23 protein-coding genes are annotated in these 24,686 nt (G+C 70.1%); 15 read left to right on the top strand and 8 right to left on the bottom strand.

What is annotated here, in order from left to right:
• Positions 1-33: 33 nt before the first annotated feature.
• On the bottom strand, positions 34-996 hold the full coding sequence (locus tag AC1RAA_RS12245; protein WP_492729075.1) for a hypothetical protein: 963 nt from the start codon (positions 994-996) through the stop codon (positions 34-36).
• Between AC1RAA_RS12245 and AC1RAA_RS12240 the strand changes: the two genes are divergently transcribed.
• From AC1RAA_RS12240 to AC1RAA_RS12220, 5 genes are all read left to right on the top strand, one after another.
• Positions 995-2,110 carry a BMP family ABC transporter substrate-binding protein gene (locus AC1RAA_RS12240; RefSeq protein ID WP_492729076.1) on the top strand — a complete coding sequence of 372 codons (1,116 nt, stop codon included), beginning with the start codon at positions 995-997 and terminating at the stop codon, positions 2,108-2,110. The two genes, AC1RAA_RS12245 and AC1RAA_RS12240, sit on opposite strands and share 2 nt — an antisense overlap.
• A gap of 102 nt (positions 2,111-2,212) precedes the next feature.
• Entirely contained in the window at positions 2,213-3,499 is a 1,287-nt protein-coding gene (gene guaD, locus AC1RAA_RS12235) for a guanine deaminase (RefSeq protein WP_492729077.1), read from the top strand.
• Positions 3,500-3,582: 83 nt separating this feature from the next.
• Complete coding sequence (gene dcd, locus AC1RAA_RS12230) at positions 3,583-4,149, top strand: dCTP deaminase (RefSeq protein ID WP_062477547.1); 567 nt, start codon at positions 3,583-3,585, stop codon at positions 4,147-4,149.
• Positions 4,150-4,261: 112 nt separating this feature from the next.
• Complete coding sequence (ypfJ, locus tag AC1RAA_RS12225) at positions 4,262-5,149, top strand: KPN_02809 family neutral zinc metallopeptidase (RefSeq protein ID WP_062477550.1); 888 nt, start codon at positions 4,262-4,264, stop codon at positions 5,147-5,149.
• A gap of 130 nt (positions 5,150-5,279) precedes the next feature.
• Positions 5,280-6,749, top strand: coding sequence for a DEAD/DEAH box helicase (locus AC1RAA_RS12220; protein ID WP_062477554.1), 1,470 nt, complete (start codon positions 5,280-5,282; stop codon positions 6,747-6,749).
• Positions 6,750-6,820: 71 nt separating this feature from the next.
• On the opposite strand, the gene AC1RAA_RS12215 is transcribed toward AC1RAA_RS12220, so the two are convergent.
• From AC1RAA_RS12215 to AC1RAA_RS12200, 4 genes are read right to left on the bottom strand one after another with little or no spacing between them, the layout of a single operon-like run.
• A complete protein-coding gene (locus tag AC1RAA_RS12215) occupies positions 6,821-8,458 on the bottom strand; it encodes a rhodanese-related sulfurtransferase (protein ID WP_492729079.1) in 1,638 nt (545 codons plus the stop codon).
• The gene (locus AC1RAA_RS12210; RefSeq protein ID WP_492729081.1) at positions 8,455-9,054 is read right to left on the bottom strand and encodes a cysteine dioxygenase family protein; all 600 of its coding nucleotides are present in this window, start codon (positions 9,052-9,054) and stop codon (positions 8,455-8,457) included. The genes AC1RAA_RS12215 and AC1RAA_RS12210 overlap by 4 nt, the downstream gene beginning before the upstream one ends.
• Positions 9,051-10,022 carry an ABC transporter substrate-binding protein gene (locus AC1RAA_RS12205; protein ID WP_492729083.1) on the bottom strand — a complete coding sequence of 324 codons (972 nt, stop codon included), beginning with the start codon at positions 10,020-10,022 and terminating at the stop codon, positions 9,051-9,053. Before AC1RAA_RS12205 ends, AC1RAA_RS12210 begins: the two co-directional genes overlap by 4 nt.
• Complete coding sequence (locus AC1RAA_RS12200; RefSeq protein WP_492729085.1) at positions 10,019-11,251, bottom strand: acyl-CoA dehydrogenase family protein; 1,233 nt, start codon at positions 11,249-11,251, stop codon at positions 10,019-10,021. Before AC1RAA_RS12200 ends, AC1RAA_RS12205 begins: the two co-directional genes overlap by 4 nt.
• Positions 11,252-11,398: 147 nt before the next feature.
• Between AC1RAA_RS12200 and AC1RAA_RS12195 the strand changes: the two genes are divergently transcribed.
• From AC1RAA_RS12195 to AC1RAA_RS12160, 8 genes are read left to right on the top strand one after another with little or no spacing between them, the layout of a single operon-like run.
• The gene (locus AC1RAA_RS12195) at positions 11,399-12,397 is read left to right on the top strand and encodes an ABC transporter substrate-binding protein (RefSeq protein WP_369644273.1); all 999 of its coding nucleotides are present in this window, start codon (positions 11,399-11,401) and stop codon (positions 12,395-12,397) included.
• Positions 12,398-12,430: 33 nt separating this feature from the next.
• Positions 12,431-13,540: an LLM class flavin-dependent oxidoreductase gene (locus tag AC1RAA_RS12190; protein WP_492729088.1), complete on the top strand. Its 1,110-nt coding sequence runs from the start codon at positions 12,431-12,433 to the stop codon at positions 13,538-13,540.
• 3 nt (positions 13,541-13,543) lie between these two features.
• Complete coding sequence (locus AC1RAA_RS12185) at positions 13,544-14,368, top strand: class II aldolase/adducin family protein (RefSeq protein ID WP_492729090.1); 825 nt, start codon at positions 13,544-13,546, stop codon at positions 14,366-14,368.
• Positions 14,369-14,400: 32 nt separating this feature from the next.
• Complete coding sequence (locus tag AC1RAA_RS12180; protein ID WP_492729092.1) at positions 14,401-15,402, top strand: ABC transporter substrate-binding protein; 1,002 nt, start codon at positions 14,401-14,403, stop codon at positions 15,400-15,402.
• Positions 15,399-16,463 carry an ABC transporter permease gene (locus AC1RAA_RS12175; RefSeq protein WP_492729094.1) on the top strand — a complete coding sequence of 355 codons (1,065 nt, stop codon included), beginning with the start codon at positions 15,399-15,401 and terminating at the stop codon, positions 16,461-16,463. Before AC1RAA_RS12180 ends, AC1RAA_RS12175 begins: the two co-directional genes overlap by 4 nt.
• A complete protein-coding gene (locus tag AC1RAA_RS12170; RefSeq protein ID WP_492729099.1) occupies positions 16,457-17,251 on the top strand; it encodes an ABC transporter ATP-binding protein in 795 nt (264 codons plus the stop codon). Before AC1RAA_RS12175 ends, AC1RAA_RS12170 begins: the two co-directional genes overlap by 7 nt.
• A 1-nt stretch (position 17,252) precedes the next feature.
• Complete coding sequence (locus AC1RAA_RS12165) at positions 17,253-18,395, top strand: c-type cytochrome (RefSeq protein ID WP_492729104.1); 1,143 nt, start codon at positions 17,253-17,255, stop codon at positions 18,393-18,395.
• Positions 18,396-18,429: 34 nt separating this feature from the next.
• Positions 18,430-19,392 carry an ABC transporter substrate-binding protein gene (locus tag AC1RAA_RS12160; protein ID WP_492729107.1) on the top strand — a complete coding sequence of 321 codons (963 nt, stop codon included), beginning with the start codon at positions 18,430-18,432 and terminating at the stop codon, positions 19,390-19,392.
• Here AC1RAA_RS12160 and AC1RAA_RS12155 read toward each other — a convergent pair.
• Entirely contained in the window at positions 19,389-20,426 is a 1,038-nt protein-coding gene (locus AC1RAA_RS12155; RefSeq protein WP_492729109.1) for an AraC family transcriptional regulator, read from the bottom strand. The genes AC1RAA_RS12160 and AC1RAA_RS12155 overlap by 4 nt on opposite strands.
• Positions 20,427-20,663: 237 nt before the next feature.
• Here AC1RAA_RS12155 and AC1RAA_RS12150 point away from each other — a divergent pair, with 237 nt between their 5' ends.
• The gene (locus AC1RAA_RS12150; protein ID WP_492729111.1) at positions 20,664-21,179 is read left to right on the top strand and encodes a response regulator transcription factor; all 516 of its coding nucleotides are present in this window, start codon (positions 20,664-20,666) and stop codon (positions 21,177-21,179) included.
• Positions 21,180-21,181: 2 nt separating this feature from the next.
• Here the strand turns inward: AC1RAA_RS12150 and AC1RAA_RS12145 are convergent, their stop codons facing one another.
• Positions 21,182-22,126 (bottom strand): LysR family transcriptional regulator, encoded by a 945-nt coding sequence (locus AC1RAA_RS12145; protein ID WP_492729113.1) that lies wholly within the window; start codon positions 22,124-22,126, stop codon positions 21,182-21,184.
• 128 nt (positions 22,127-22,254) lie between these two features.
• Here AC1RAA_RS12145 and AC1RAA_RS12140 point away from each other — a divergent pair, with 128 nt between their 5' ends.
• A complete protein-coding gene (locus tag AC1RAA_RS12140; protein WP_492729115.1) occupies positions 22,255-23,808 on the top strand; it encodes a M20/M25/M40 family metallo-hydrolase in 1,554 nt (517 codons plus the stop codon).
• A gap of 24 nt (positions 23,809-23,832) precedes the next feature.
• On the opposite strand, the gene AC1RAA_RS12135 is transcribed toward AC1RAA_RS12140, so the two are convergent.
• A complete protein-coding gene (locus tag AC1RAA_RS12135; protein WP_492729117.1) occupies positions 23,833-24,684 on the bottom strand; it encodes a symmetrical bis(5'-nucleosyl)-tetraphosphatase in 852 nt (283 codons plus the stop codon).
• Positions 24,685-24,686: the final 2 nt, after the last annotated feature.

Raw genomic sequence — 24,686 nt, 5'->3', positions numbered from 1 at the left:
AACTCCGCCAGCCTGGCTTCACTTCAAGGGCGGTCAGAGCGGCCGCACCTGCCATGCGGAGTCCGGTCCGAAAAGTGCCCGGCACTGGGGGCATTCCTCGGAGAAGTACGGAATCTCCGCATTGCACGAGGGGCACACGCCGAGGCGGGTCGCGGGGTCGAAGGTGTCCGGCGCCGGCATGTCGTCGGTGGGGAAGCCGGCGGAAGGAAACGAGAGCGGCGCGGCCGACGCAGGCGGCACGATCGGCGTCAGCAACCTCGCTTTCAGCGCGTCGCGTGTCTGCGCGTCCAGTCCTTCGCTGTCGGCATAGGCGTCCACGACCTTGCGTCGCTTCTCGAGCCATTCCGGCTGGTGCTGGCGCCAGACGGCGAAGGCCTCGGCCAGTGCCATGCGCAGCACGGTCGGCGGCATGCCGCGGTAGAACAGGTGCAGTTCGCCGAGATGCGTGACGAAGGAAATGAAGCTCTGCAGGGTCGGTTGCGTCGTGGCGGAGATGTGTTCCCGGCCCGTCGGGTTGCCCAGCCCCGTCAGGCCTTGCGTGGTACCGCCGGTTGTCGCGACTTCGCGGTTCTCGATCGTGAGCTCGGCCAGCTCGAAGTAGGGCAAGGGGATCGGATCGCGGTTCTTGGCCTTCACCATCACGCATTTCGTGCCGAAGGCCAGGGTGACGGTCTCGTTGGTGAAGAGGTCGTAGCCCGCCGCGTTGGCGACGATGCATGGCTCGAGCACGGGCGTTCGTGGCAGCGGCGTGAAGTCGAAATGCATGCTGAGGGTCATGGCTGGCAGGGTGTGATGCGGAGGCACGGATCGTAATGAGTGTGCGGCGTTCCTGGCCGCCGCATCCGATGCGTCTGCGCGGCCGGATGCGTTCGCGTTCGCGTTCTGCGGCGGCCATGGCTGACGGGAGGCTGCGGCATTAAAATCCGAACCCCGCAGCAGGGCGTCCCGGCCTGCTGCGGGGTTTTGCTTTTCCGGGGCCATGTAGAGGAACACCATGTACAAAAACCTCGCGGGCCGCGCCGTTCTGGCGCTGGCAGCCGCTTGCTTTTTATCTCCCGCCCTGTCCCAGACCGCGCCGCCGAAGCCGCCTCCCGCCAAGGACGCGCTGAAGGTCGGCTTTGTCTATGTCACGCCGGTCACCGATGCCGGCTGGGTGCGCCAGCATGAAGAAGGCCGCAAGGCCGTCGAGGCCGCGCTGGGCCCCCGCGTGAACACCGTCTTCGTCGAGAACGTGCCCGAGGGCGCCGATGCCGAGCGCGTGATCCGCGACCTCGCGCAGCAGGGCAGCCAGCTGATCTTCACGCCCAGCTTCGGCTACATGGAGCCGACGCTGAAGGTCGCGAAGGACTTCCCCGGCGTGAAGTTCGAATCGATCACCGGCTACAAGACCGCGCCCAATGTGGCGACTGCCAACGCCCGTTACTACGAAGGCCGCTACCTCGCGGGCATCGCGGCCGGGCGCATGACGAAGACGAACGTGGCCGGCTACGTCGCGGGCTTTCCGATTCCCGAGGTGCTGCAGGGCATCAATGCCTTCACGCTCGGCATGCGCTCGGTGAACCCGAAGGCCAAGGTGATCGTGGTGTGGCTCAACGAGTGGTTCGATCCGCCGAAGGAGCGCGACGCGGCCATGGCGCTGTTCAACCAGAACGCCGACGTGCTCGCCTTCCACACCGGCTCCACCGCCGTGATGGCCGCCGCGCAGGAGCGCGGCAAGATGGCCGTGGCCTACCACTCCGACATGCGCAAGATCGCGCCCGACGCGCAGATCGTCGCGGTCACGCACCAGTGGGGCGGCTACTACACGCAACGCGCGAAGGCCGTGCTCGACGGCACCTGGAAGAGCGGCAACCTCTGGGGCGGCGTGAAGGAAGGAATGATCCGCGTCGGCGACTTCGGCACGAAGGTGCCCAAGGCCGTGCAGGACGAGGTGCTGGCGCGGCAGAAGGACATCGCGGCGGGCAAGCTGCAGCCGTTCCGCGCGGCGGCGGCCGACGTGCGCGACAACGGAGGCCGCGTCGCGATCGCCAAGGGCGCGCAGCTGAGCGACGAACAGATCCTGCAGATGAACTGGCTGGCCGAGGGCGTGCAGGGGCGGGTGACACGCTGAGCGCGGCCTTTTGCCCCGCCTGAAGAGAGCGTTGCGCGTATAGCACTCATACGCGCAGGGCAATTCCCGTCGTCCGGGGCTGGATTACCCTCCGAATCCACGATGAAAAAAGCCTACCGCGCCTCCCTCCTGCGATTCGACGCCGCCGGCCTGCCTGTCTTCGACGAGGACGGCCTGCTGGTCGTCGCCCCCGACAGCACCGGCCGCCAGCGCGTGCTCGACGCCGGCAGCCATGCCGACGTGTCGCAGCGCCATGCCGGCGCCCACACCACCCACCTGCCGGGCCGCATCCTGGCGCCGGGCTTCGTGGACATGCACGTGCATTACCCGCAGACCGACATCATCGGCGCGCCCGCCGCCGGCCTGCTGCCCTGGCTCGAGAACTACACCTTCCCGGCCGAAAGCAAGTTCGCCGACCCCGCGCACTCGCGCGTGGTGGCCGACGTGTTCTTCGACGAGCTGCTGCGCAACGGCGTGACCACCTCGCTGACCTTCGCGACCTCGCACGTCGCCTCGGTCGACGCTTTCTTCGAGAGCGCGCAGCGCCGCCAATTGCGCATGATCACCGGCAAGGTGCTGCAGGACCGCAACTCGCCCGACGGCGTGCGCGACGACACCGAGCAGAGCCTGGTCGACACCGAGGCGCTGATCCGCAAGTGGCACAACGTCGACCGCCTGGGCTACGCCATCACGCCGCGTTTCGCACCCACCAGCACCGACGCGCAGATGCGCGGTGCCGGCGAGCTGGCCGCCAAATACGGCGACACCTGGATCCAGTCGCACGTGGCCGAGAACCGCGACGAGGTGAAGTGGGCGCGCGAGCTGTACCCCCAGTCGCGCTCCTACCTGGACGTGTACGCCGACTTCGGTCTGCTGCGCGAACGCGCCGTGTACGCCCACTGCATCTACCTGGACGACACCGACCGTGCGCTCATGCACGAGACGAAGACGGCCGCCGCCGTGAGCCCCACGAGCAACCTGTTCCTGGGCAGCGGCTTCTTCGACTTCGGCGCGGCCGACCGCCTCGAGCAACCGTACGGCCTGGCCAGCGACGTGGGCGGCGGCACCAGCTTCAGCCCCTTCCACACCATGCTGGCCGCGTACTACGTGGGCCGTGAGGGCCAGACCAAGACCGGCCTGAGCATCGCGCCCTCGCGGCTGTGGTGGCACCACACCGGCGGCGCCGCGCGTTCGCTGGGGCTCGACGGCGTGGTCGGCAACCTGCAGCCGGGCTGCGAGGCCGACTTCCTGGTGCTGAACCCGTCCGCCACGCCGCTGCTGGCGCGCAAGACCTCGCTGGCCAACAACCTCGAAGAGCTGCTGTTCGCGATGATCGTGCTGGGCGACGACCGGCTGGTCGAGCGCACGGTGATTTCGCAGGCGGGCTGAGCGGCGCCTGCGGGGAAGGCGCGCAGGGCGCCCATGCCACAATTCGGCCCCGATTTCCCCCGCAGCAGCATCAGCGAGCGCATATGAGCATCAAGAGCGACAAATGGATCCGGCGCATGGCCGAGAACGAAGGAATGATCGATCCCTTCGAACCGGGCCAGGTGCGTGAGAACGACGGCCACAAGATCATCAGCTACGGCACTTCGAGCTACGGCTACGACATCCGGTGCGCGCCCGAGTTCAAGGTCTTCACCAACATCCACAGCACCGTGGTCGACCCGAAGAACTTCGACGAGAAGAGCTTCGTCGACATGCACGGCGACTACTGCATCATCCCGCCCAACAGCTTCGCGCTGGCGCGCACCGTGGAGTACTTCCGCATCCCGCGCAACGTGCTGACCATCTGCCTGGGCAAGAGCACCTACGCGCGCTGCGGCATCATCGTCAACGTGACCCCGTTCGAGCCCGAGTGGGAAGGCTACGTGACGCTGGAGTTCAGCAACACCACGCCGCTGCCCGCCAAGATCTACGCGGGCGAAGGCTGCGCGCAGGTGCTGTTCTTCGAGAGCGACGAGGTCTGCGAGACCAGCTACAAGGACCGCGGCGGCAAGTACCAGGGCCAGCGCGGCGTCACGCTGCCCAAGACCTGACAGCCTGATACAGGCATCCTGACCGCCGGTTACGTTCCGGGCGGCCGGGCCAAGTACCATCCTGCGACGTTCCGGCAAATACGCCGTTCAGCAAGCCGGCAAGGAGACTGCGATGAGATGGGAAGGCAACGAACAATCCGACAACGTCGAAGACCGCCGTGACGGCGGGGGTGGCGGCGGAGGCGGCGGCTTCATCGGTGGGCGCGGCATCGGCATCGGCACCATCGCGGTCGCGCTCATCGCCGGCTGGATCTTCGGCATCAACCCGCTCACCGTGCTGAGCCTGCTCAGCGGCGGCGGCGACCCGGTCCAGGTGCAGCAACAGCAGCAAGGCCCCGCGCCCAAGCCGCCCACCGGCGATCGCGAGGCGGCCTTCGTCTCCACCGTGCTGAAGAACACCGAGGTGGTCTGGACCGATCTCTTCCGCAAGAGCGGCGGCAATTACCAGGCGCCCCGGCTCGTGCTGTTCCGCGGCGCCACGCCCACGGCCTGCGGCACCGGTCAATCGGCCATGGGGCCGTTCTACTGTCCGGGCGACAAGAAGGTCTACATCGACCTGGCGTTCTACGACACCCTGAAGAACCAGCTCGGCGCACCCGGCGAGTTCGCGCAGGCGTACGTCATCGCGCACGAGGTCGGCCACCACGTGCAGGACGAACTGGGCATCACCGCCAAGGTCGACGGCATGCGCGGGCGCCTGAGCCAGTCGCAGAACAACGCCGTCAGCGTGCGCGTCGAGCTGCAGGCCGACTGCTTCGCGGGCGTGTGGGCGCACCACTCGCAGGAGTCGAAGAAGTGGCTCGACCCGGGCGACATCGAGGCCGCCATGAACGCCGCGCAGAAGATCGGCGACGACGCCCTGCAGCGCTCGGCGGGCCGCGCCGTGGTGCCCGACAGCTTCACCCACGGCTCCAGTGCACAGCGCCAACGCTGGTTCGGCACGGGCTACCAGACGGGTGAAATGAAGTCCTGCGACACCTTCAACGCGCGCAATCTGTAAAGATTGTCTCCCGAGAGCCCCGAGTTCATTGGGGTCTTTGCTATTGAATAAATAGCAATTCGGCCTGCGCGGATGTTGTCGTTTCGTTGTCACTGCCGTTTTTTGCGGCAGTGCGACAATAGAAGGCTCAATGACAATGTCCTTCTCCAATCTTTCGCTGGCAGAACCGCTGGCCCGCGCCGTGGCCGAAATGGGCTACGAGACCATGACGCCCATCCAGGCACAGGCCATTCCGGTCGTGCTTTCAGGCCAGGACGTGATGGGCGCCGCGCAGACCGGCACCGGCAAGACGGCGGCGTTTTCGCTGCCCTTGCTGCAGCGCATGCTCAAGCACGAAAACGCCTCCACCTCGCCCGCGCGGCATCCGGTGCGTGCGCTGGTGCTGCTGCCCACGCGTGAACTGGCCGACCAGGTCGCGCAACAGGTCAAGCTGTACGCCAAGTACACCAACCTGCGCAGCACGGTCGTGTTCGGCGGCATCGACATGAAGCCCCAGACGCTGGAGCTGAAGAAGGGCGTCGAAGTGCTCGTGGCCACGCCGGGCCGGCTGCTCGATCACATCGAAGCCAAGAACGCGGTGCTCAACCAGGTCGAATACGTCGTGCTCGACGAGGCCGACCGCATGCTCGACATCGGCTTCCTGCCCGACCTGCAGCGCATCCTGAGCTACCTGCCCAAGCAGCGCACCACGCTGCTGTTCTCGGCCACCTTCTCGCCCGAGATCAAGCGACTGGCCAGCAGCTACCTGCAGAACCCGGTCACCATCGAAGTGGCGCGGCCGAACGAAACGGCCTCCACCGTCGAACAGCACTTCTACAGCGTCTCCGACGACGACAAGCGCCGTGCGCTCAAGCAGATCGTCAAGCAACGCGGCATTACGCAGGCCTTCGTGTTCGTCAACAGCAAGCTCGGCTGCGCGCGCCTCGCACGCTCGCTGGAGCGCGACGGTCTGCGTACCACCGCACTGCACGGCGACAAGAGCCAGGACGAACGCCTGAAGGCGCTCGCCTCGTTCAAGGCCGGCGAAGTCGACCTCTTGGTGTGCACCGACGTCGCGGCCCGCGGCCTGGACATCAAGGACGTGCCCGCCGTCTTCAACTTCGACATCCCGTTCAACGCCGAAGACTACGTGCACCGCATCGGCCGCACGGGCCGTGCCGGCGCTTCGGGCCTGGCCGTGAGCTTCGCCAGCGGCGGCAACGATGCGCGCCTGGTGGCCGACATCGAGAAGCTGATCAAGAAGAAGATCGAGCTCGAACCCGTCGAGTTCGAAGAAGACCGCCCGCGCGGCCGCATCAACGACGGACGCCGCCACTGGCGTGAAGAAGGCGAAGCCGGCGACGCACGCGACGTGCTCGACCAGCCGCGCGAACGCCGCGAAGCCGACACCCGCCGCAGCATGAGCGGTGGCGGCCGCCCGCACCGCGCACCGTCCGCGCCGCGCGATCCGTTCTTCGACAAGCCCTACGAGTCCGGCGAGCGCGAAGCCGCGCCGGCCTGGGAAGCGTCGGCCAAGGCCGCGCCCGCGCGCGGCATCTCGAGCAACATCAAGAGCAAGCGCAAGGTCGCGGCACTGTTCAAGGCGGCCGAGCCGGGTTAAACCGGCGTCGCGCGACAGTGAAAGCAAAAAGCCGGGCATGCCCGGCTTTTTTTCGTCTGCGCTGCGCGCGCTCAGGCCACGCGGAAGTGATGCGTGCCGTCGCGTCCCAGCTGTTCCACCAACCCGAACTCCCAGTCCAGGTAGGCCTGCATGGCCTCGGCGGGCGCGTCGGTGCCTTCGTAGGGCCGGCGGTAGCGGTCGGTGCGGGCCGTGGCCAGGCGGGTCTCGCCGGTCTCGGCCGGCAGCCCGGCGGCGAACCAGGCGGTGTTGCCGCCCGTGAGCACCTGCACCTCCACGTCGCGCTGGCCGCGTGCGTCGAGCAGGGCGCGCAGGTCCGCGGCGGCGTAGCGGGCGAGCAGGCTGCTGCCGCAGGTCAGCACGTAGCGCGGGGCGGACGGAAGGGCCTGGCGGTCGAGCGCCTGGGCGAGCTGCGCGCGGATCGCGTACCAGGCGCCGGGAATGTGGCGCTTCACGTAGTTGGCGCTCGTGGTCACGTCGATCACGGCGGTGGCGGGTTGCTGCTTCAGCAACTCGGCCAAGGCTTGCGGCGCGATCTCGGCGACCGTGGCTGCGACGGGCGGGTAGGCCGACGTTGGCGTGCCGGTCTCGCTGTGCGCGGCGGCTGGCGGCACCGCATCGGGCACGTACACCTCCCAGCCCATCTGCGCGAGCCATGAGGCGCTCATCGACGCGCGCACGCCGTCGTCGTCGGCCAGCACGATGCGTGCGCCGCGCACCGGCACCTGGTGATCGGTTTCCTGCACCAGCTGCCCCCCGGGCGCGCTCGCGAAGCCGGGCAGGTGGCCGGCGGTGTATTCCTCGGGCGTGCGCACGTCGAAGCGGTACACGGTGCGGCCTGGCGCTTCAAGCGTGTCGAGTGCGTCGAGGGCGATGCGGCGCACGCCCGCGGCGTCGGCCACGCGGCGCGCGTCGGCCTGCGCCTGGGTGCGGTTCGCCTCAGACACTGCAGCCGGTGCCTGCCGGCCGGCGCCGTGGTCGAGCACCTGGCCCGCGAGCTTCCAGCCGATGGTGCCGTTGCGCAGGGCCGCCACCGGGTTCGGGATGCCCGCGTTCACGAGCGACTGCGTGCCGATGATGCTGCGCGTGCGGCCTGCGCAGTTCACGATCACGCGCGTGGCCGGGTCGGGCGCGAGCTCGCGCACGCGCAGCACCAGCTCCGCGCCCGGCACGCTGGTGGCCGAGGGGATGCTCATGGTCTGGTATTCGTCGAAGCGACGCGCGTCGAGCACGACCACGTCGGCGCGGCTGTCGATGAGCGCCTTCACCTCGGGCGCCGACAGCGAGGGCGTGTGCCGCTCGTGCTCGACCAGCTCGCCGAAGGACTTGCTCGGCACGTTCACGTCGCGGAACAGCTCGCCGCCCGCCGCGCGCCAGCCTTCAAGGCCGCCGTCGAGCAGGTGCACGTTGGTGTAGCCGAGCGCGGCGAAGGTGCGTGCGGCCAGCGGCGCGAGGTCGACGCCGTCGTGCGCGCCGTACAGCACGATGAAGGTGTCGCGCCGCGGAATGCGCCGCCACGCTTCGATCTCGATGCGCGACAGCGGCAGGTTGGCGGCCCACAGCGGGTGCTCCTGGGCGAACGGGTCTTCCTCGCGCAGGTCGAGCAGCGCGGTCTCCTCGCGCGCGATCAGCCGTTCGCGCAGTGCGGCGAAGGGCAGCAGGGGAAAGGAGGCGGTCGTTGTCGTCGTCATGCGGCAGTGTTTCGGAGTTCGGCGGAGCGGTCCCACAGGTTGGGCAGCAGCGTGTTGGAGTAGCCGGAGACGAAGGGCTTGCGCCCGCCTTCGGCCGGGTAGGTGTGGCGGCGCACGGCGCCGATGTTGGCGCCGTACACGTGGATGCTGATCGACACGCGGTCGGCGTGCGCGTTGTGCACGCGGTGCAGGTCGCCCACGGTGGGCGACACGGCCTCGACATGGCCCGCGTCGAGCCGCACCGGCTCGCCCTGGGGCCGCGCGGTGCCGTCGGCGTCGAGCTCGTAGGGCTGGCTGTACTCGGCGCCGCGCAGCATGCCGATGAGGCCCCACACCGTGTGGTCGTGGATCGGCGTGGCCTGGCCTGGTCCCCAGACGAAGCTCACGACCGAGAAGCGCTCGGTGCTGTCGGCGTGCAGCAAAAACTGCTGGTAGTAGGTCGGGTCGGCCACGGCGAAGGCGTCGGGCAGCCAGTCGTCGCGCGCCACCAGCGTGCGCAGCAGCGCGCCGCCTTCGGACAGGATGCGCGGCTCGTCGGGCCGGCTGTCGAGCAGCCGGCCGAAGGCGCCGACGAAATCGCGCAGCGGAGCAATCATGCGGGGCGTTTCCAGAGTTGGGTGTCGGTGATCGCGCGCACATCCACGCGTGTGGGAAGGATACCGTCACGCGCCGAGCGGTCGGCCACAGTTTGTAGCGCGGTGATGTCGGCTTCGCTCACGGGCCGCCCCGCCACCGAGGCGCGCGCCGTGATGAGGCGCGCCGACGCGATCGGCAGCCGCGTGAGCTGGCTGTAGGCCTGCGCATAGGCCTCGGGGTTGGCCAGCGCCCAGTCGCCCGCGCGGGCGAGCCGCTCGAGGAACTGCACGATGGCCGCGCGCTTGGCCGCATCGGCCAGCGAATGCTCGCTCGCGGTGATGAAGCCCAGCGCCGTGTTGATGCCGCGCCCGTCGCGCAGGATGCGCCCGCCCTGCTGCAGCGCGATGGCGTAGTAGGGGTCGAAGATGGCCCAGGCGTCGATCTGCTTCGACGCGAACGCGGCGGCCGCGTCGGTGGGCAGCACGAACTTCACCGTGACCTCGTCGCGCCGCACGCCGGCTTCTTCGAGCGCGCCGTAGAGCTGGTACTGCGAGATGCTGCCGCGCGCCGACGAGACGATCACCGTCTGACCGCGCAGGTCGGCCACGCGGCGCAGCGGCGAGTCGGGCTGCACCACGATGCCCAGCGACTCGGCCTTGCCCACGCGCGTGGCGACGATCTTCAGCGGCGTCTTGCCGACGGCCGCCGCGAGCACGGGCAGGTCGCCGGCCATCGCGGTGTCGACGGCGGCGCTGCGCTGCGCCTCGAACAGCGGCGCGGCGCCCTGGAAGTTGGCCCAGCGGTAGGCGAAGGGCGCGTCGTCGAGGGCCTTGGAGGCCTCGAACAGCGAGCGCAGACCGCCGGCCTGGTCGCCGAGCACCAGCGTGGCCTGGGGTTGCGCCACCGCGCGCAACGGGCCGGCCACGGCCAGCGACAGCGCGGCGCCTTGCGCGAGCCAGGTGCGGCGAGAAATTGGCAGCGCGCTCATGCGGCACCTCCCGACACCTGCAACGCACGCTGGCCCGCCGCGACCAGGATCGCGTCGTTCTGCGGCGTGTGGATGCGGCTGCACAGCACGTCGCGGTAGTGGCGTTCGAGCGGGTTCTGGCGCGTGAGGCCGTGGTTGCCGCTCAGCTGGAGCGCCAGCTCGACCACGCGGATGGCGTGGGTGGTCACGGTGTGCTTGAGCAGGCCGCTGTCGGCGGCGGGCGGGGTGTGGCCGCTGTCGACCGCGGCGGCCGCGTCGTCGAGCAGCACGCGGTTGGTGCGTAGCAGCGCCTCGATCTCGCCCACCTGCTCCTGCACGCGCGGCAGGCTGGCCAGCGGCGCGCCCAGGCTGCCGGGCGCGCGCCGGTTCAAAAAGTCGACCAGCCAGTCGCGCGCGGCGTGCGCCACGGCGTCGTAGAGGCTGCCCAGCAGCACGACCATCCAGGCCTGCTGCGCCGCATGGGCGTCGATGTCGGTCTGGCTGCCGGCGCCGGGCGCCCAGTCGGCGGGCGCGCGCAGGTCGACGGCGTGGTCGGCGGCAATGGCGACGTCCTCGAACACCACCTCGTGGCTGCCCGAGGCGCGCAGGCCCAGGTGGTCCCAGCTCGCGATCACGCGGATGCCAGGCGCGTCGCGCGGCACCAGGAACACGCCGGTGCGCGGCGCGGGCTCGTCGGTGCGGGCCCACACCGCGAGCCACGACAGGCCCTCGATGCCCGTCGTGTAGAGCTTGTGGCCGTCGATGCGCCAGCCCTCGGGCGTGCGCCGCGCCACGGTGCCGGGCAGGCCGCCGCGCGCCGGCGAGCCCAGCGCGGGCTCCACGCGCAGTGCGTTGATGAGCGCGCCGTGCGCCACCGCGTCGCGTGCCACGCGCTCGCGCAGGTGCGCGGGCCAGCGGCTCTCGCGGCGCGCGAGCGCCTGGTGCTGCAGGTAGGTCATGGTGAGGATCAGCGCGGTGGCGGGTTCGCCGCGCGCCACCGCCGCGATCACGCGGCGCGCCGCGGCCAGCGTGGCGCCGCCGCCGCCGTATGCGGCGGGCGCGACGAGGCCGATCAGGCCGTGCGCCTGCAGCGCCTCGAAGTTCTGGCGCGGAAAGGCGCCGCTGCGGTCGTGGTCTTCGGCCGTGGACGCGAACTGGTCCGACAGGCGGGCCAGCACGCTGAGGTCGACGGAGGGCGAGGTGTCTGTTTCGGGAATGGCCGGCGCGCGGCGCAAGGGGAGTGCACTCATGGTGCCCGCACGGTAAAGGCCCGCTGCCAGCGCGCGAAGGATGCATCGCGCATATCCAAATTCGTTTTTCTGCGTTCGTTTTCGGGGCCCGTCTCGGTACGGTCTCGCTTCTCCTCGTGAGTGAGTGAAGAAGAAAGAACACAAGGCATGACACCCGATTTCCCGCTGGACCGACGCCGCCTGCTGCAGGCCGCCGCCGCATGGGGCGTGGCGGCTTCGGGCGTGGCGCAGGCCGCCGCGCCCTCGCGCGACCTGTCGGGCGTGACCCTGCGCGTGGGCACCTACAAGGGCCTGTGGCGGCCGCTGCTCACGGCCTCGGGCCAGGCCGACACGCCTTACAAGATCGACTGGCGCGAGCTCAACAACGGCGTGCTGCACATCGAGGCCATCAACGGCGACGCGCTCGACCTGGGCTCGGGCAGCGAGATCCCGCCGGTGTTCGCGGCGCGGCAGAAGTCGAGCGTGCGGCTCGTGGCCGTGACGCACGAAGACCTCAACAACCAGGCCACGCTGGCGCGCAAGGACGCGCCGATCCGCAGCATCGCCGACCTCAAGGGCAAGCGCGTGGGCTACGTGCGCGCCACCACCTCGCACTACTACCTGGCCAAGCAGCTGGCAGAGGCGGGCCTGTCGTTCGCCGACATCCAGCCCGTGAGCCTCACGCCGGCCGACGGCCTCTCGGCCTTTGCGCGCGGCGACCTCGATGCCTGGGCCATCTACGGCTACAACGGCCAACTCGCGCGCACCCAGTACGGCGCGCGCACGCTCAAGACCGGCGTGGGCTACCTGTCGGGCAACTTCCCCATCTACGCCAACCCGCGCGCGCTCGACGACACGCTGCGCCGCGCGGCACTGGGCGACCTGCTGCAGCGCCTGCAGCGCGCGTTCGCCTGGATCAACGGCAACTTCCTGGCCTACGCCCGTGCGCAGTCGGCCGAGACGCGCGTGCCCGTGGGTGACCTGGTCGAGCTGTTCAACGGCCGCAGCGGCGACTACAGCCTCGGCCCCGTCACCGACGCCGTGGTGCGCAGCCACCAGGACGTGGCCGACACCTTCCAGAAGATCGGCGTGCTCGACGGCCCCGCCGACGTGAAGCCGCTGTGGGACCGCCGCTTCGAAAACCTGCTGCGGCTTCCTGCCGCCTGACCCCTTCATTCCATCCGCATCCACGAGGACACCATGAGCCAGAACGACGTTGAATTCATCGGCATGATCCAGGGCCAGAAGGTCTCGGAGATCCACGCCGCCAAGGGCCCGGCCATCGACCGCGACTACGTGCGCGCCTTCGCGCAGGCGCACGAGAACGCCGGCTTCGACCGCGTGCTGGTGCCGCACCATTCCACCAGCCCCGACGCCACGCTCACCGTGGCCTACGCGGCCTCGGTGACCGAGCGCATCCACTTCATGCTCGCGCACCGCCCGGGCTTCGTGGCGCCCACGCTCGCGGCGCGCCAGTTCGCCTCGCTCGACCAGTTCAGCGGCGGCAGGCTCGGCGTGCACTACATCTCGGGCGGCTCCGACGAGGAGCAGAAGCGCGACGGCGACTGGCTCGACCACGACCAGCGCTACGCCCGCACCGACGAATACCTCGAGGTGCTGCACAAGGTGTGGACGGCCGAGAAGCCCTTCGACCACGAAGGCGCGCACTACCGCTTCCAGAACGCGTTCTCCGAAGTGAAGCCGGTGCAGACGCGCCACGGCAAGCCGCACGTGCCCGTGTACTTCGGCGGCGCGTCGGAGGCGGCGATCCCGGTCGCGGGCAAGTACGCCGACGTGTACGCGCTGTGGGGCGAATCGCTCGACCAGGCGCGCGAACTCACGACCCGCGTGCGCGCCGAGGCCGCCAGGCATGGGCGCAGCGTGCGCTTCTCGGTGTCGTTCCGTCCGATCCTGGCGGAGACTGAAGACGCGGCATGGGCGCGCGCCGAGAACATCCTGGCGGAGACGAAACGCCTGCGCGTGGTGCAGGGCTACAACCGCGGCGGCCCGCAACAGAGCGAAGGCGCCAAGCGCCTGCTGGCCGCGGCCGAGAAGGGCTCGCGCCTGGACAAGCGCCTGTGGACCGCGGTCGCGCAGGAGATCGGCGGGCGCTCCAACAGCACCGCGCTGGTCGGCACGCCCGAGCAGGTCGCCGATGCGCTGCTCGACTACTACGACCTCGGCGTGACCACCTTCCTGATCCGTGGCTTCGATCCGCTCGAAGACGCGACGGACTACGGCCGCGCGCTGATTCCGCGCACGCGTGAACTCGTCGCGCAGCGCCTGCAGTCGCAGCGCAAGGCGGCCTGAGCCATGAGCGCCGTCCTGTCCATCGACCGCAGCGCGGCCCAGCCGCTGAAGCTGCACGCGAACCCGCAGCAGAAGCACTGGTTCGACCCCATCCCGCCGCGCCCCACCGTGCAGGCCGAGCGCCGCCACCGGCAGGAGCGCCTGGCGGGCGCCTTCCGCCTGTTCGCGCGCTTCGGCTTCGCGCAGGGCCTGGCCGGCCACATCACGGCGCGCGACCCCGAGCTGACGGACCATTTCTGGGTCAACCCGCTGGGCATCCACTTCTCGCGCATCAAGGTGTCCGACCTGCTGCTCGTCAACGCGAAGGGTGAAACCGTCGTCGGCGACCGGCCGCTCAACAAGGCCGCCTTCGCCATCCACGCCGCGATCCACGAGCACAACCCGAACATCGTGGCCGCCGCCCACACGCACTCGACCTACGGCAAGGCCTGGTCCACGCTGGGCCGCAAGCTCGACACGCTCACGCAAGACAGCTGCGTGTTCCACGACGACGTGGCGCTGTTCGACGACTTCACCGGCATGGTGGTCGACACCAGCGAGGGCGATCGCATCGCCCGCGCGCTGGGCGACAGGAAGGGCGCCATCCTCAAGAACCACGGCATCCTGACGGCCGGCCCCACCGTGGAGGCCGCCGCGTGGTGGTACATCGCGCTGGACAACGCCTGCCACACGCAATTGCTGGCCGAGGCGGCCGGCACGCCGCAGCCGATCGACGAGGCCACCGCGCGCCACACGCACGGCCAGATCGGCGGGCCCGAAGGCGCCATCCATTCCTTCGACAGCCTGTACGCAGGCCTGGTCGAGGCCGAACCCGAACTCCTGCTTTGACGATGACGACGAACCCCTGGAGCCTTTCCCCGATGAACGCATCCCTTTCCCGCCGCAGCGTGCTGCGCACCGGCGCCGCCGCTGCCGTGGTCGCCTCGGGCGGCCTCATCGCCTCGCAGGCCTTCTCGCAGCAGACGCGCAAGCTCACCTTCGCCTGGAACGCCGCCGCGTTCTGCCTCTCGCCCGTGGTGGTGGCGCAGGAGCGCGGCTACTTCGAGCGCAACGGCCTGCAGGTGGACCTCATCAACTACACGGGCTCGACCGACCAGCTGCTCGAATCGCTCGCCACCGCCAAGGCCGACGCGGCCGTGGGCATGATCCACCGCTGGCTCAAGCCGCTCGAATCGGGCTTCGACGTGAAGATCGTCGGCAGCTCGCACGGCGGCTGCGTGCGCCTGGTGGGCGCCAAGGACGCGGGCGCCACCAGCCTGGCCAGCCTCAAGGGCAAGATCATCGGCGTGTCGGACATCGCGAGCCCGGGCAAGAACTTCTTCTCGATCCTGCTCGCCAAGAACGGCATCGACGCCGACCGCGACGTGACTTGGCGCCAGTACCCGGCCGACCTGCTCGACATCGCGGTGAAGAAGGGCGAGATCCACGCCATTGCCGACGGCGACCCGAACGTGTACCTCATCGAGAAGCGCAACCAGGGCACCTTCGTCGAGCTCGCGAGCAACCTCTCGGGTGAGTACAAGGACAAGGTCTGCTGCATCGTCGGCGCGCGCGGCGAGCTGGTGCGCAAGGACAAGGCGACGGTGGCCTCGCTGGTGCGCGCCATCGCGCAGGCCTCCGACTACGTGGCCGAGAACCCCAACGAGTCGGCCAAGCTCTTCGCCAAGTACTCGCCCAAGGTGCCGGTCGAAGACCTGCGCGCGCTGCTGGGCACGCTCACGCACAACCACCACCCGCTGGGCCGCAAGCTGCGCGACGAGGTGGAGTTCTACGCGCGCGACTTCCGCGGCGTCGGCGTGCTCAAGAAGACCACCGACCCGGTGCGCTTCGCGGAGCACGTGTCCTTCGATCCGCTGGCATGAGCGCCGTCATCGACCGGGTGCTGGAAGCACCGCCGGCGCCGGGGAACTGGCGCCGCCCCGGCATCGAGAAGGCCGCGCCGGCCGCCGTGTTCGCGCGCCCCGCCGAAGGCTTCTGGCGCACCGGCGCGCTCGCGAGCGCGGGCTGGATCGCGCTGGGCCTGCTCACCGTCTACTGGCCCAACAAGGCGGTGGGCTTCAGCGACTGGGCCTACACCGACGAATTCGGCATTGCCGCCATCGCCATCGGCGCGGCGCTGCTGCTCGTGGCGCTGCTCGGCGCGCGCGCGGGCCGCGTGGCGCGCACGCTGCGACCGGCCGGGCCCTGGCTGGTGGCGCTGCCGGTGCTGTTCGCCCTTTGGGAGATCGCGACCGCCAAGCTCGCGCTGCTGCCCACGCCGTTCTTCGCGCCGCCGCAGAGCCTCATCGAGACCTACATCGACGACTGGCGCCGCCTCGGCGAAAGCCTGGCGCATTCGGCGCGGCTGCTCGCCCACGGCTTCGTGCTGGGCGCGCTGGCGGGCTTTCTCACGGGCGTGACCATCGGCTGGTCGCGCATCGCGGGCTACTGGGTGCATCCGGTGCTGCGCTTCGTGGGGCCGGTGCCGGCTTCGGCGCTGCTACCGCTGGCGTTCTTCTTCTTTCCGTCGAGCTACGCGGCGGCCGTGTTCCTCATCGCGCTGGCCACGGGCTTTCCGGTGGCGGTGCTGACGTGGTCGGGCGTGGCGGGCGTCAACCGCAACTACTACGACGTGGCGCGCACCATGGGCGCGAGCGAGCGATTTTTGGTGCTGCGCGTGGCGATTCCCGCCGCGCTGCCGCAGGTGTTCGTGGGGCTGTTCATGGGGCTGGGCGCCGCGTTCTCGGTGCTGGTGACGGCCGAGATGATGGGCGTGAAGGCCGGGCTGGGCTTCTACCTGTCGTGGGCGCAGGGCTGGGCTTCGTACTCGAACATGTACGCCGCGCTGATCGTGATGGCGCTGCTGTGCTCGGGCCTGATCACGCTGCTGTTCAAGGTGCGCGACCGTGTGCTGTCGTGGCAGAAGGGGACCGTGAAATGGTAGCAACCGCTGTTGCTGAAGCGGGTGTGCGCCAGGCCGGCGCGCAGATCGACATCCAGGGCGTGAGCCACTGGTTCGACGTGCCAGCGGGCCCGCTGCAGGTGCTCGACGACATCGACCTGACGGTGAAGCCCGGCGAGTTCGTCGCGCTGCTCGGTCCGAGCGGTTGCGGCAAGTCGACGCTGCTGCGCCTCGTGGCCGGGCTGGAGCCCGCCACGGCCGGTCGCATCACGCAGGACGGCGCACCCATCACGCGGCCCGACCCGTCGCGCATCGTCGTCTTCCAGGACCCGACGCTCTACCCCTGGCGCAGCGTGTGGGACAACGTGGCGCTCGGCCTGCAGGCGCGCGGCGTGCTCAAGGCGCAGCGCGGGCGCGTCGACGAGGCGCTGAAGCTCGTCGGCCTCACCGACTTCGCGAAAGCCTTTCCGCACCAGCTCTCGGGCGGCATGGCGCAGCGCGTGGCGCTGGCGCGTGCGCTGGTCAACGACCCGCAGCTGCTGGTGCTCGACGAGCCGCTGGGCAAGCTCGACTCGCTCACGCGCATCGCGATGCAGAGCGAGCTGGTCAACCTGTGGCAGCGCGCGGGCTTCTCGGCGCTGCTGGTGACGCACGACGTGGAAGAAGCGCTGTTCCTCGCCAACCGCGTGATCGTGCTGAGCGACCGGCCGGCGCGCATCGCGGCGGAGCTCGTGGTCGACCTGCCGTACCCGCGGCATCGCGGCCACGCGCGTCTGGCGGAGCTTCGCCACGAAGCGCTGCGCCACCTGGGGCTCGACGCCACCTGGTGACATGAACGCAACGCCCGAGGCCGATTGGCTCAACCTGCTGATCGGCCTGCTCCAGGGCGCCCAACTGCAGCTGCTGCGCGTGCTCGATGCACTCGGCCTCGTGCAAAAGGTGCATGGCCAGCCGGCGTGGCCGTGGGCGCACCGGCTGTCGGGCGAGAACCTGCTGATCGACCTGGGGCAGGCGCGCAGCCTCGCGTGGACGCTGGCGTGCGTCGGTGTCGCCTTGCTGCTGCTGTCGATCGCGTTGCTCTGGCGGCGCCCGCGCTGGTACCTGCTCGCGCTGGTGCCGATGCTGCTGATCGCCGCGCCCTGGCCCCATGCGAACGTCGTGCTGGTGCCAGCGACGCCGACGAGTTTCCAGGCGTCGCCGACTGGCTTCACAGCCGCGTCCATCGCGCAGGGCCGCGTGCTCTACGCGCAGCACTGCGTGAGTTGCCACGGCACCGACGGCAAGGGCGAAGGGCCGCTGGCCGCCTCGCTGGCCGTGTGGCCGCCGAACCTCACGGGCCCGCTGCTGTGGCGCCGCGCCGATGGCGACCTGCTCTGGCGCGTGCTTCACGGCACCGCCACCATGCCCGGCTTCGGCGGCCCGCTCGACGCGGCCGATGCCTGGGCGCTCATCGACTACATGAAGGCGCAGGGCGCGGGCCAGAGCCTGCGCGCGCAGGGCCACTGGCCGCAGCCCGTCGGCCTGCCCGACATGGCGGTGCGCTGCGGTGTGCAGGCGCCCCGGTCGCTCGCGCAGTGGCGCGGGCAGCGCGTGCGCGTCGTGGCGGGCACCGTCGCGCCCAGCGAAGACCCGCGCCTGGTGACGGTGCAGCTGCTGCCGCCCGGGGCGAAGGCCGCAGGTGTCACCGCCGATTGCGTGGCCGATTCACCGGCCGCTTGGGAGGCGCTGGCGCTCATCGCGGGCACCGACCAGCTCGCGGGCATGCAGCTGATCGCCGACCGCGACGGCTGGCTGCGCGTGCGCGGCCAGCCGGGACAGGCCGGCTGGTCCGACGACGACCTGCTGTGCCGCAGCGACAGCCCACCGACTGCCTCGGCGAAAGGCGCCGTGCTGCCACCCGATGGCCTGGGCGCGCTCATCGCGCGCATGGACGCCGAGCCGGTGCGCTTCGTCAAGGGCGGCTTCATCCACTGATTTCCTTTTAACTGCTTCCACGGAGAACGAACCCATGACCTCACACCTCGACCGATCGCGCCGCCAGCTGCTTGCCGGCGGCCTTGCCGCTGCCACGACCGCCACCTTGCCCGCCTTCGTGCGTGCGCAGGGCCGACCGGTGCTCAAGGCCGGCGACCAGAAGGGCGGGCTGCGCGCGCTGCTCGAAGCGGCGGGCGGGCTCGAGGGCCTGGGCTACGACATCCAGTGGTCGGAGTTCCCGGCCGCCGCGCCGCTGGCCGAGGCGCTCAACGCGGGTGCGGTCGATTCAGGCCCGATCGGCGATGCGCCGCTGATCTTCGCGCTCGCGGCCGGCACGCGCGTCAAGGCCATCAGCGCGAACCGCTCCGACGCCTACGGCACGGCGGTGCTGGTGCGGCCCGATTCGCCGCTCAAGAGCGCGGCCGAACTCAAGGGCAAGAGCGTCGCCACCAACCGCGGCTCCATCGGCCACTACGTCACGCTCAAGGCGATCACCGCGGCGGGCCTGAAGCCCGAGGATGTGAACCTGCGCTTCCTCGCGCCGGCCGATGCCAAGCTCGCACTCACGCAAGGCTCGGTCGATGCCTGGGCCACCTGGGAGCCCTACACCGCGCTGGCCGAAATCAGCCGCCATGCGCGCGTGCTGGTCAGCGGGCGCGGCCTGCTGCCGGGGCTGAGCTACCTCGCCGCGACCGACGCTGCCATTGCCGCCAAGCGGCCGGTGCTGCAGGACTTTCTGCAGCGCGTGGTGAAGGCGCAGCGCTGGTCGTACCGCAACGTCGATGCGTTCTCGGCCACGCTCGCACGCATCATCGGCATTCCGCCCGAGGCGGCGAAGCTGCAGTTCGAGCGCCGCCAGCAGCAGTGGATTCCCATCGACGCGCAGGTCATCGCCGACCAGCAGGGCACGGCCGATTTCTACCGCCAGGTGGGGCTCATCAAGCAGCCGCTCGACGTGAAGGGCACGTTCGACACCGGCTTCGGCACGGCGGCCTAGAACCGCCGTTCGAGCGCCTGCACGCGGAAGTCCTGCGGCGCGATGCCGTAGGCGCGGCGAAAGGCGCGGCTGAAGTCCGAGGCGCTGCGAAAGCCCGCGCCGTAGGCGATATCGGTCACCATCACATGCGGGTAGCGCGCCAGGTCGCTCGCCGCCTGGCGCAACCGCAGGCTGCGGATGTAGCTGCCCAGCCCGCCCTCGTGCTGGAACATGCGGTACAGCGTGGGGCGCGGCAGCTGCAGCGCGGCCAGCACGCTCTCGGGCGTGAGGTCGGCGCGGTGCAGGTGCGTTTGCACATGGCGGCGCACCCGGTCGAACATGGCGGCGCGTGCCGCCGCGCGCGCGTTGCCGTCGAAGCCGGCCTGCTTGCCGAAGGCCGACACCACCAGCTGCGCGCCCGTGCGCACCGCGCTCTGCGCCGCCGCCGGCGTCATGCCGCCGATGTGGCGCGCCAGCGAGATCGCGTGCCCCGCCGCCAGCCGCGCCAGCGGTGTGGTGCAGGCCAGCGTGCGCCCGTGCAGGGCCTCGGGGTCGGGGAAGCTCTCCTGCACCAGCGCGCCGGGCACGAAGAAGGTGTGGACCCGGCAGTCGTGGCGCCGCATGCGCACCGGCTGGTTCATGTCCAGCGCAAGGATCGTGGGCGTGCCGGCGGGGGCGGGCGGCGGTTCGCCCTTGCGGCGTGCGCCGGGCGTGGCGCGCACCCGCAGGTCGTCGACGCCACCTTCCTCGAACACATGGAACACGAAGTCGCGCACGCTGTCGGTCGACACGCGGGCCAGCGAGCGCTCCAGCACCAGCGTGTCGGAGCGGCATTCGGTGAAGACCAGGCCGCCCACGTCGTAGCGGTCGATCGCGGCGCTGAACGGACGCTCGAGCACATCGCGCGTGGGCAGCGCGTCCATCACATGGCCGACGCGTGCGCGCCAGGCCAGGAACTGCCGGTCGGGCGGCTCTGCGTGCACGTCGAAATGGCTGTGCGCCACGCCCGGGGGACAGAGGGGGCGTTCGGGGGCCGTGGCGGCGCTGTGCGTCATAGGGCGAGGTCGGAGCGGCGCCAAGGGGCTGGAGGGTCCATGCCCGCCAAATAGTACTAACTAAGCGTTAAAAAATCACAGATTTTGCGAAATTCTCCCAAGAACTGAGACGGAAGGTCAAGGCTGTTTACAAAGCGACCTCAGGCTCGCGAGAGGCGTCCTTGCATCGCATTTCGTGGCAGAGGGACGCCGGGTTTACTTTTTCCCCTAGCGTTGATCGACCGAGCGAGCATTGACATGTCCAAAGGAAGCGCCGAGCTGCGTGCCATTTCGGAACTGGACGACGCACCGCCCTTGAGCCCCGCCGTGGCCGCCAACGCCGCGGCGCGGCTTTTTGCCCAGGCCAACCAGCTGGAGCTGGCCAACCTGATGACGGCGGTCGAGCGCGGCGACGTGTGGGCGGCCGCGCGCACGGCGCGGCAGATTCTGTGCGACATCGAGGAGGCGGCCCTGGCGGCGCGCGGGCTCGACAGGGCGCACGAAGAAACCGGCGACGAGGGCCTGCTCTCGCCGCGCGAACTCAAGGTGCTGGAACTCGTGGCCCAGGGCTGGAGCAACCGGCGCGTGGCCGAGGCGCTGCACCGCTCCGACAGCACGGTCGCCAGCCAGATCAAGAGCATCTACCGCAAGCTGTCGGTCCATTCGCGCACGCAGGCCGTGCACGAGGCCATGCGGCGCGGGCTGCTGCGCCCCTCGGGCGCGACGCAGCGCCGGGTGATCAGCTTCCCGGGGTCCGGGCCCGCGCGCGGCTGAGCTCAGGCGGCCTTGCGCGTGCGTGGCGTAGGCGTGCGGCCGGCCGCCGGCAGCTGTTCGCGCAGGTAGGCCAGGAAGGTGCGCACCACCTCGGGCAGCGTGCGGTCGGCCAGCGTCTGCAGCTCGACCGAGCGCCCGCGCATGCCGGGCTCGCGGATCTCGGCCGCCACCAGCTCGCCGCGCTGCACGCGGTCGCGCACCGTGATCTCGCCCGTGATGGCCAGTCCGCCGCCCTGCAGCACGAAGTTGGCGAGCGCCTCGAAACGGTTGCTGACCAACACGGGCTCGAACACCAGGCCGCGGTTGCTGCAGCCCACGTCGAACAGCTGGCGCACCGTGTTCTCGGGGCTGCCCAGCGCGATGGGGAAGGGATGCATCTGCGCCAGCGTCACGCTGCGCGACTTCGCCAGCGCATGGTCGGGCCGCATGATCGCGAACACCGACGCCGCCTGGCGGTGCTCGACCCGGATGCCGCGCACCGCCGCGCGGCTGTAGGTCAGGCCGATGTCCGCCTCGCCGAGCAGCACGGCGTCGCTCACCTGTGTCGGTCCGGTGGCATCGAGCCGGAAGCGCACGCCCGGGTACTGTTCGCGGAACGCCGCGATGGTGCGCGGCAGGAACTCGTTGGCGAAGCCCGAGGAACAGGCGATGCGCACCCGCCCGCTCAGCGGCCCCTGCAGCGCCTGGATGTCCGACAGCACGCGCTCGGCCTCCAGCGCGCCGCGCAGCGCGTGCGCCGCCAGCAGCTCGCCCGCGGCGCTGGGCACCATGCCGCGCGGGCGGCGCTCGAACAGCGGCGCGCCCACCAGCGTTTCGAGCGCGGCCACCTGGCGGCTGATGGCCGAGATGCTGACGTTCAGCCGCGCGGCCGCCTCGGTGAGCGAGCCCGTGCGGGCCACTTCGAGGAAGTAGCGCAGCGAGGTTTCCTGCAGGCGGCGGCTGGGCATGGGGTGGCGTGAGGTTTGCACTGAATGCAAAGGTAGCTCAAGAAAATAGCAATTGTTGAAAAGGTGCCCGCTTTTTATGCTGCGCAGATCCCCGGTTCGCCGTCCTGCTCCCTTCTGCGCTGCCACCCATGCCCACACCTTCCCCCCGCTCATCCCGTCGCCTGTTGGCGCTGCTCCCCACGGCCGTCCTGCTGCTGGGCCACGGCCTCGCGCAGTCGGCCGAACTCTCGCCGGCCCAGGCCGAGCGCCATGCGCAGGGCACCTACCGCGAGTACTTCGAGTTGCTGGCCCTGCCCAACGACGCCACCGTGCCGGAGGACATCCGCAAGAACGTCGACTGGCTGGAGCAGGCCTTCCGCAAGCGCGGCTTCACGACGAAGCAGCTGCCCAACAGCGGCAAGCCGATGCTGTATGCCGAGTTCCCGGGCAGCGACCCCGCGCGCAAGACGGTGCTCTTCTACATGCACCTCGATGGGCAGCCGGTGATTCCCGCACAGTGGGCGCAAAAGAGCCCGTGGACGCCCGTGCTCAAGCGCAAGACCGACAAGGGCGAGTGGGAAGAGATCGATGCGGCCCCGCTCTTCAGCGGCCCGCTGGACCCCGAGTGGCGCGTGTTCGGCCGGGCCTCGGCGGACGACAAGGGCCCGATCATGATGTTGCTGGCAGCCATCGACGCGTTGAAGGCCGGCGGCAGCCAGCCGGCGGTCAACGTCAAGGTGATCCTCGACAGCGAGGAAGAAAAAGGCTCGCCGTCCATCAGCCAGGTCATGCAGGCGCACCGCGAGCTGCTGCGCAGCGACGCCATCGTGATCCACGACGGCCCCATGCACGCCACCAACCGGCCCACGCTGGTGTTCGGCAACCGCGGTGCGGCCGATGCACGGCTCACCGTGTACGGCGCCAAGGTGCCGCTGCACAGCGGGCACTACGGCAACTACGCGCCCAACCCGGCGCAGCGCCTGGCCAGCCTGCTGGCCACGATGAAGGACGACACCGGGCGCGTGACCGTGCCCGGCTACTACGACCGCGTGAAGATCGGCGAGGCCGAGCGCAAGATCATGGCCGCCGTGCCCGACGACGAGGCCGCGCTCAAGCGCCGCCTGGGCATCGCCCGCACCGACCGGGTCGGCGCCAACTACCAGGAGGCGATGCAGTACCCCTCGCTGAACGTGCGCGGCATGGCCTCGGCAGCCGTGGGCGACAAGGTGGCGAACATCGTCCCCGACAAGGCCGAGGCCGAGATGGACCTGCGCACCACGCCCGACTCCGACGCGCCCTACCTGGGCAAGCTCATCGAGGCGCACATCGTCAAGCAGGGCTACCACCTCGTGAAGGGCGCACCCACCGACGAGGAGCGCGCCCGCTACGACAAGATCGCGAGCTTCAGCTACCGCAGCGAGGGCGCCGACGCGGCGGGCTCGCCCATCAACTCACCCATCGGCCAGTGGGCCTACAAGGCGTTGACCGACACCTTCGGCACCACGCCCGAGCCGGTGCGCATCCGCATGATGGGCGGCACCGTGCCGACGGCGGAAATCGTGCGCGTGCTGCAGGTGCCGTTCGCGATCATTCCGCTGGTGAACGCCGACAACAACCAGCACGCGGCGAACGAGAACCTGCGCATGGGCAACTACGTGACCGGCGTGCAGACGGTCTACGCGCTGATGACACACGGGTTCTGAGCCCCCGAACGGGGCGGGTGCTCGTCAGGCCCCCTTGCCGGGCTTCTGCGCCTGTTCGCATTCCACCTGGACCAGCTCGCGCTGGTCCAGCGTCGCGCCGAAGCGCACCGCACTGAGGCAGCCGCCCCACACGCAGCCGGTGTCGGTCGAGAGCAGGTCGGGCCGCGAGAGCCAGCCCAGCGTCGACCAGTGGCCGAAGGCGACCGTGGCCGCGGCCGTCTTGCGGCCCGGCACGTCGAACCACGGCAGGTAGCCCTCGGGGCCGGGAATGGCGCCGTCCTTGCTCTCGAACTCCATCACGCCCTCTGGCGTGCAGTAGCGCAGGCGCGTGAGCGCATTGACGATCACGCGCAGCCGCGCATGGCCCGCGAGCGCGTCGTCCCAGTGGTCGGGCGTGTTGCCGTACATCTCGTGCAGGAAGTCGCCCAGCGCGGGGCCGCGCAGCACCGACTCGACGTCCGAGGCCAGCGCCAGCGTGTCGCCCACCGTCCATTGCGGCAGCACGCCGGCATGCACCATGAGCAGGTCGCCGCCGCCGATCTGCATGTGCAGCGCCATGTGCTGCTGGCGCAGCCAGTCGAGCATCGCCGCGCTGTCGGGCGCGGCCAGCAGGTCGGCCACCGTGTCCTTGCGGCCGCCCTTGCGCACGCCGTGCGCCACGCCCAGCAGGTGCAGGTCGTGATTGCCCAGCAGGCTGCGCGCCGAGGCGCCGTAGCCCTGCAGGCGGCGCAGCACCGCGGCCGAATCGGGGCCCCGGTTGACCAGGTCGCCGAGCACCACGAGGGTGTCGCGGCTGGGGGAGAAATCGATCTTGTCGAGCAGCCGGCCCAGGGGGACATCGCAGCCCTGGACGTCGCCGATACAGTAAAGTGACATTC

The sequence above is a fragment of the Variovorax sp. GW823-FHT04F07 genome (genome assembly GCF_058795995.1).
Note: the sequence above shows the minus strand (reverse complement) of the source record. Positions and strands in the feature narration are given on the sequence as shown.

Excerpts from the sequence above, each read along its gene's own strand:
- AC1RAA_RS12240 (WP_492729076.1), top strand. The coding sequence starts at position 995 with ATGTACAAAAACCTCGCGGGCCGCGCCGTTCTGGCGCTGGCAGCCGCT.
- AC1RAA_RS12245 (WP_492729075.1), bottom strand. The coding sequence starts at position 996 with ATGGTGTTCCTCTACATGGCCCCGGAAAAGCAAAACCCCGCAGCAGGC.
- guaD (WP_492729077.1), top strand. The coding sequence starts at position 2,213 with ATGAAAAAAGCCTACCGCGCCTCCCTCCTGCGATTCGACGCCGCCGGC.
- dcd (WP_062477547.1), top strand. The coding sequence starts at position 3,583 with ATGAGCATCAAGAGCGACAAATGGATCCGGCGCATGGCCGAGAACGAA.
- ypfJ (WP_062477550.1), top strand. The coding sequence starts at position 4,262 with ATGAGATGGGAAGGCAACGAACAATCCGACAACGTCGAAGACCGCCGT.
- AC1RAA_RS12220 (WP_062477554.1), top strand. The coding sequence starts at position 5,280 with ATGACAATGTCCTTCTCCAATCTTTCGCTGGCAGAACCGCTGGCCCGC.
- AC1RAA_RS12215 (WP_492729079.1), bottom strand. The coding sequence starts at position 8,458 with ATGACGACGACAACGACCGCCTCCTTTCCCCTGCTGCCCTTCGCCGCA.
- AC1RAA_RS12210 (WP_492729081.1), bottom strand. The coding sequence starts at position 9,054 with ATGATTGCTCCGCTGCGCGATTTCGTCGGCGCCTTCGGCCGGCTGCTC.
- AC1RAA_RS12205 (WP_492729083.1), bottom strand. The coding sequence starts at position 10,022 with ATGAGCGCGCTGCCAATTTCTCGCCGCACCTGGCTCGCGCAAGGCGCC.
- AC1RAA_RS12200 (WP_492729085.1), bottom strand. The coding sequence starts at position 11,251 with ATGAGTGCACTCCCCTTGCGCCGCGCGCCGGCCATTCCCGAAACAGAC.
- AC1RAA_RS12195 (WP_369644273.1), top strand. The coding sequence starts at position 11,399 with ATGACACCCGATTTCCCGCTGGACCGACGCCGCCTGCTGCAGGCCGCC.
- AC1RAA_RS12190 (WP_492729088.1), top strand. The coding sequence starts at position 12,431 with ATGAGCCAGAACGACGTTGAATTCATCGGCATGATCCAGGGCCAGAAG.
- AC1RAA_RS12185 (WP_492729090.1), top strand. The coding sequence starts at position 13,544 with ATGAGCGCCGTCCTGTCCATCGACCGCAGCGCGGCCCAGCCGCTGAAG.
- AC1RAA_RS12180 (WP_492729092.1), top strand. The coding sequence starts at position 14,401 with ATGAACGCATCCCTTTCCCGCCGCAGCGTGCTGCGCACCGGCGCCGCC.
- AC1RAA_RS12175 (WP_492729094.1), top strand. The coding sequence starts at position 15,399 with ATGAGCGCCGTCATCGACCGGGTGCTGGAAGCACCGCCGGCGCCGGGG.
- AC1RAA_RS12170 (WP_492729099.1), top strand. The coding sequence starts at position 16,457 with ATGGTAGCAACCGCTGTTGCTGAAGCGGGTGTGCGCCAGGCCGGCGCG.
- AC1RAA_RS12165 (WP_492729104.1), top strand. The coding sequence starts at position 17,253 with ATGAACGCAACGCCCGAGGCCGATTGGCTCAACCTGCTGATCGGCCTG.
- AC1RAA_RS12160 (WP_492729107.1), top strand. The coding sequence starts at position 18,430 with ATGACCTCACACCTCGACCGATCGCGCCGCCAGCTGCTTGCCGGCGGC.
- AC1RAA_RS12155 (WP_492729109.1), bottom strand. The coding sequence starts at position 20,426 with ATGACGCACAGCGCCGCCACGGCCCCCGAACGCCCCCTCTGTCCCCCG.
- AC1RAA_RS12150 (WP_492729111.1), top strand. The coding sequence starts at position 20,664 with ATGTCCAAAGGAAGCGCCGAGCTGCGTGCCATTTCGGAACTGGACGAC.
- AC1RAA_RS12145 (WP_492729113.1), bottom strand. The coding sequence starts at position 22,126 with ATGCCCAGCCGCCGCCTGCAGGAAACCTCGCTGCGCTACTTCCTCGAA.
- AC1RAA_RS12140 (WP_492729115.1), top strand. The coding sequence starts at position 22,255 with ATGCCCACACCTTCCCCCCGCTCATCCCGTCGCCTGTTGGCGCTGCTC.
- AC1RAA_RS12135 (WP_492729117.1), bottom strand. The coding sequence starts at position 24,684 with ATGTCACTTTACTGTATCGGCGACGTCCAGGGCTGCGATGTCCCCCTG.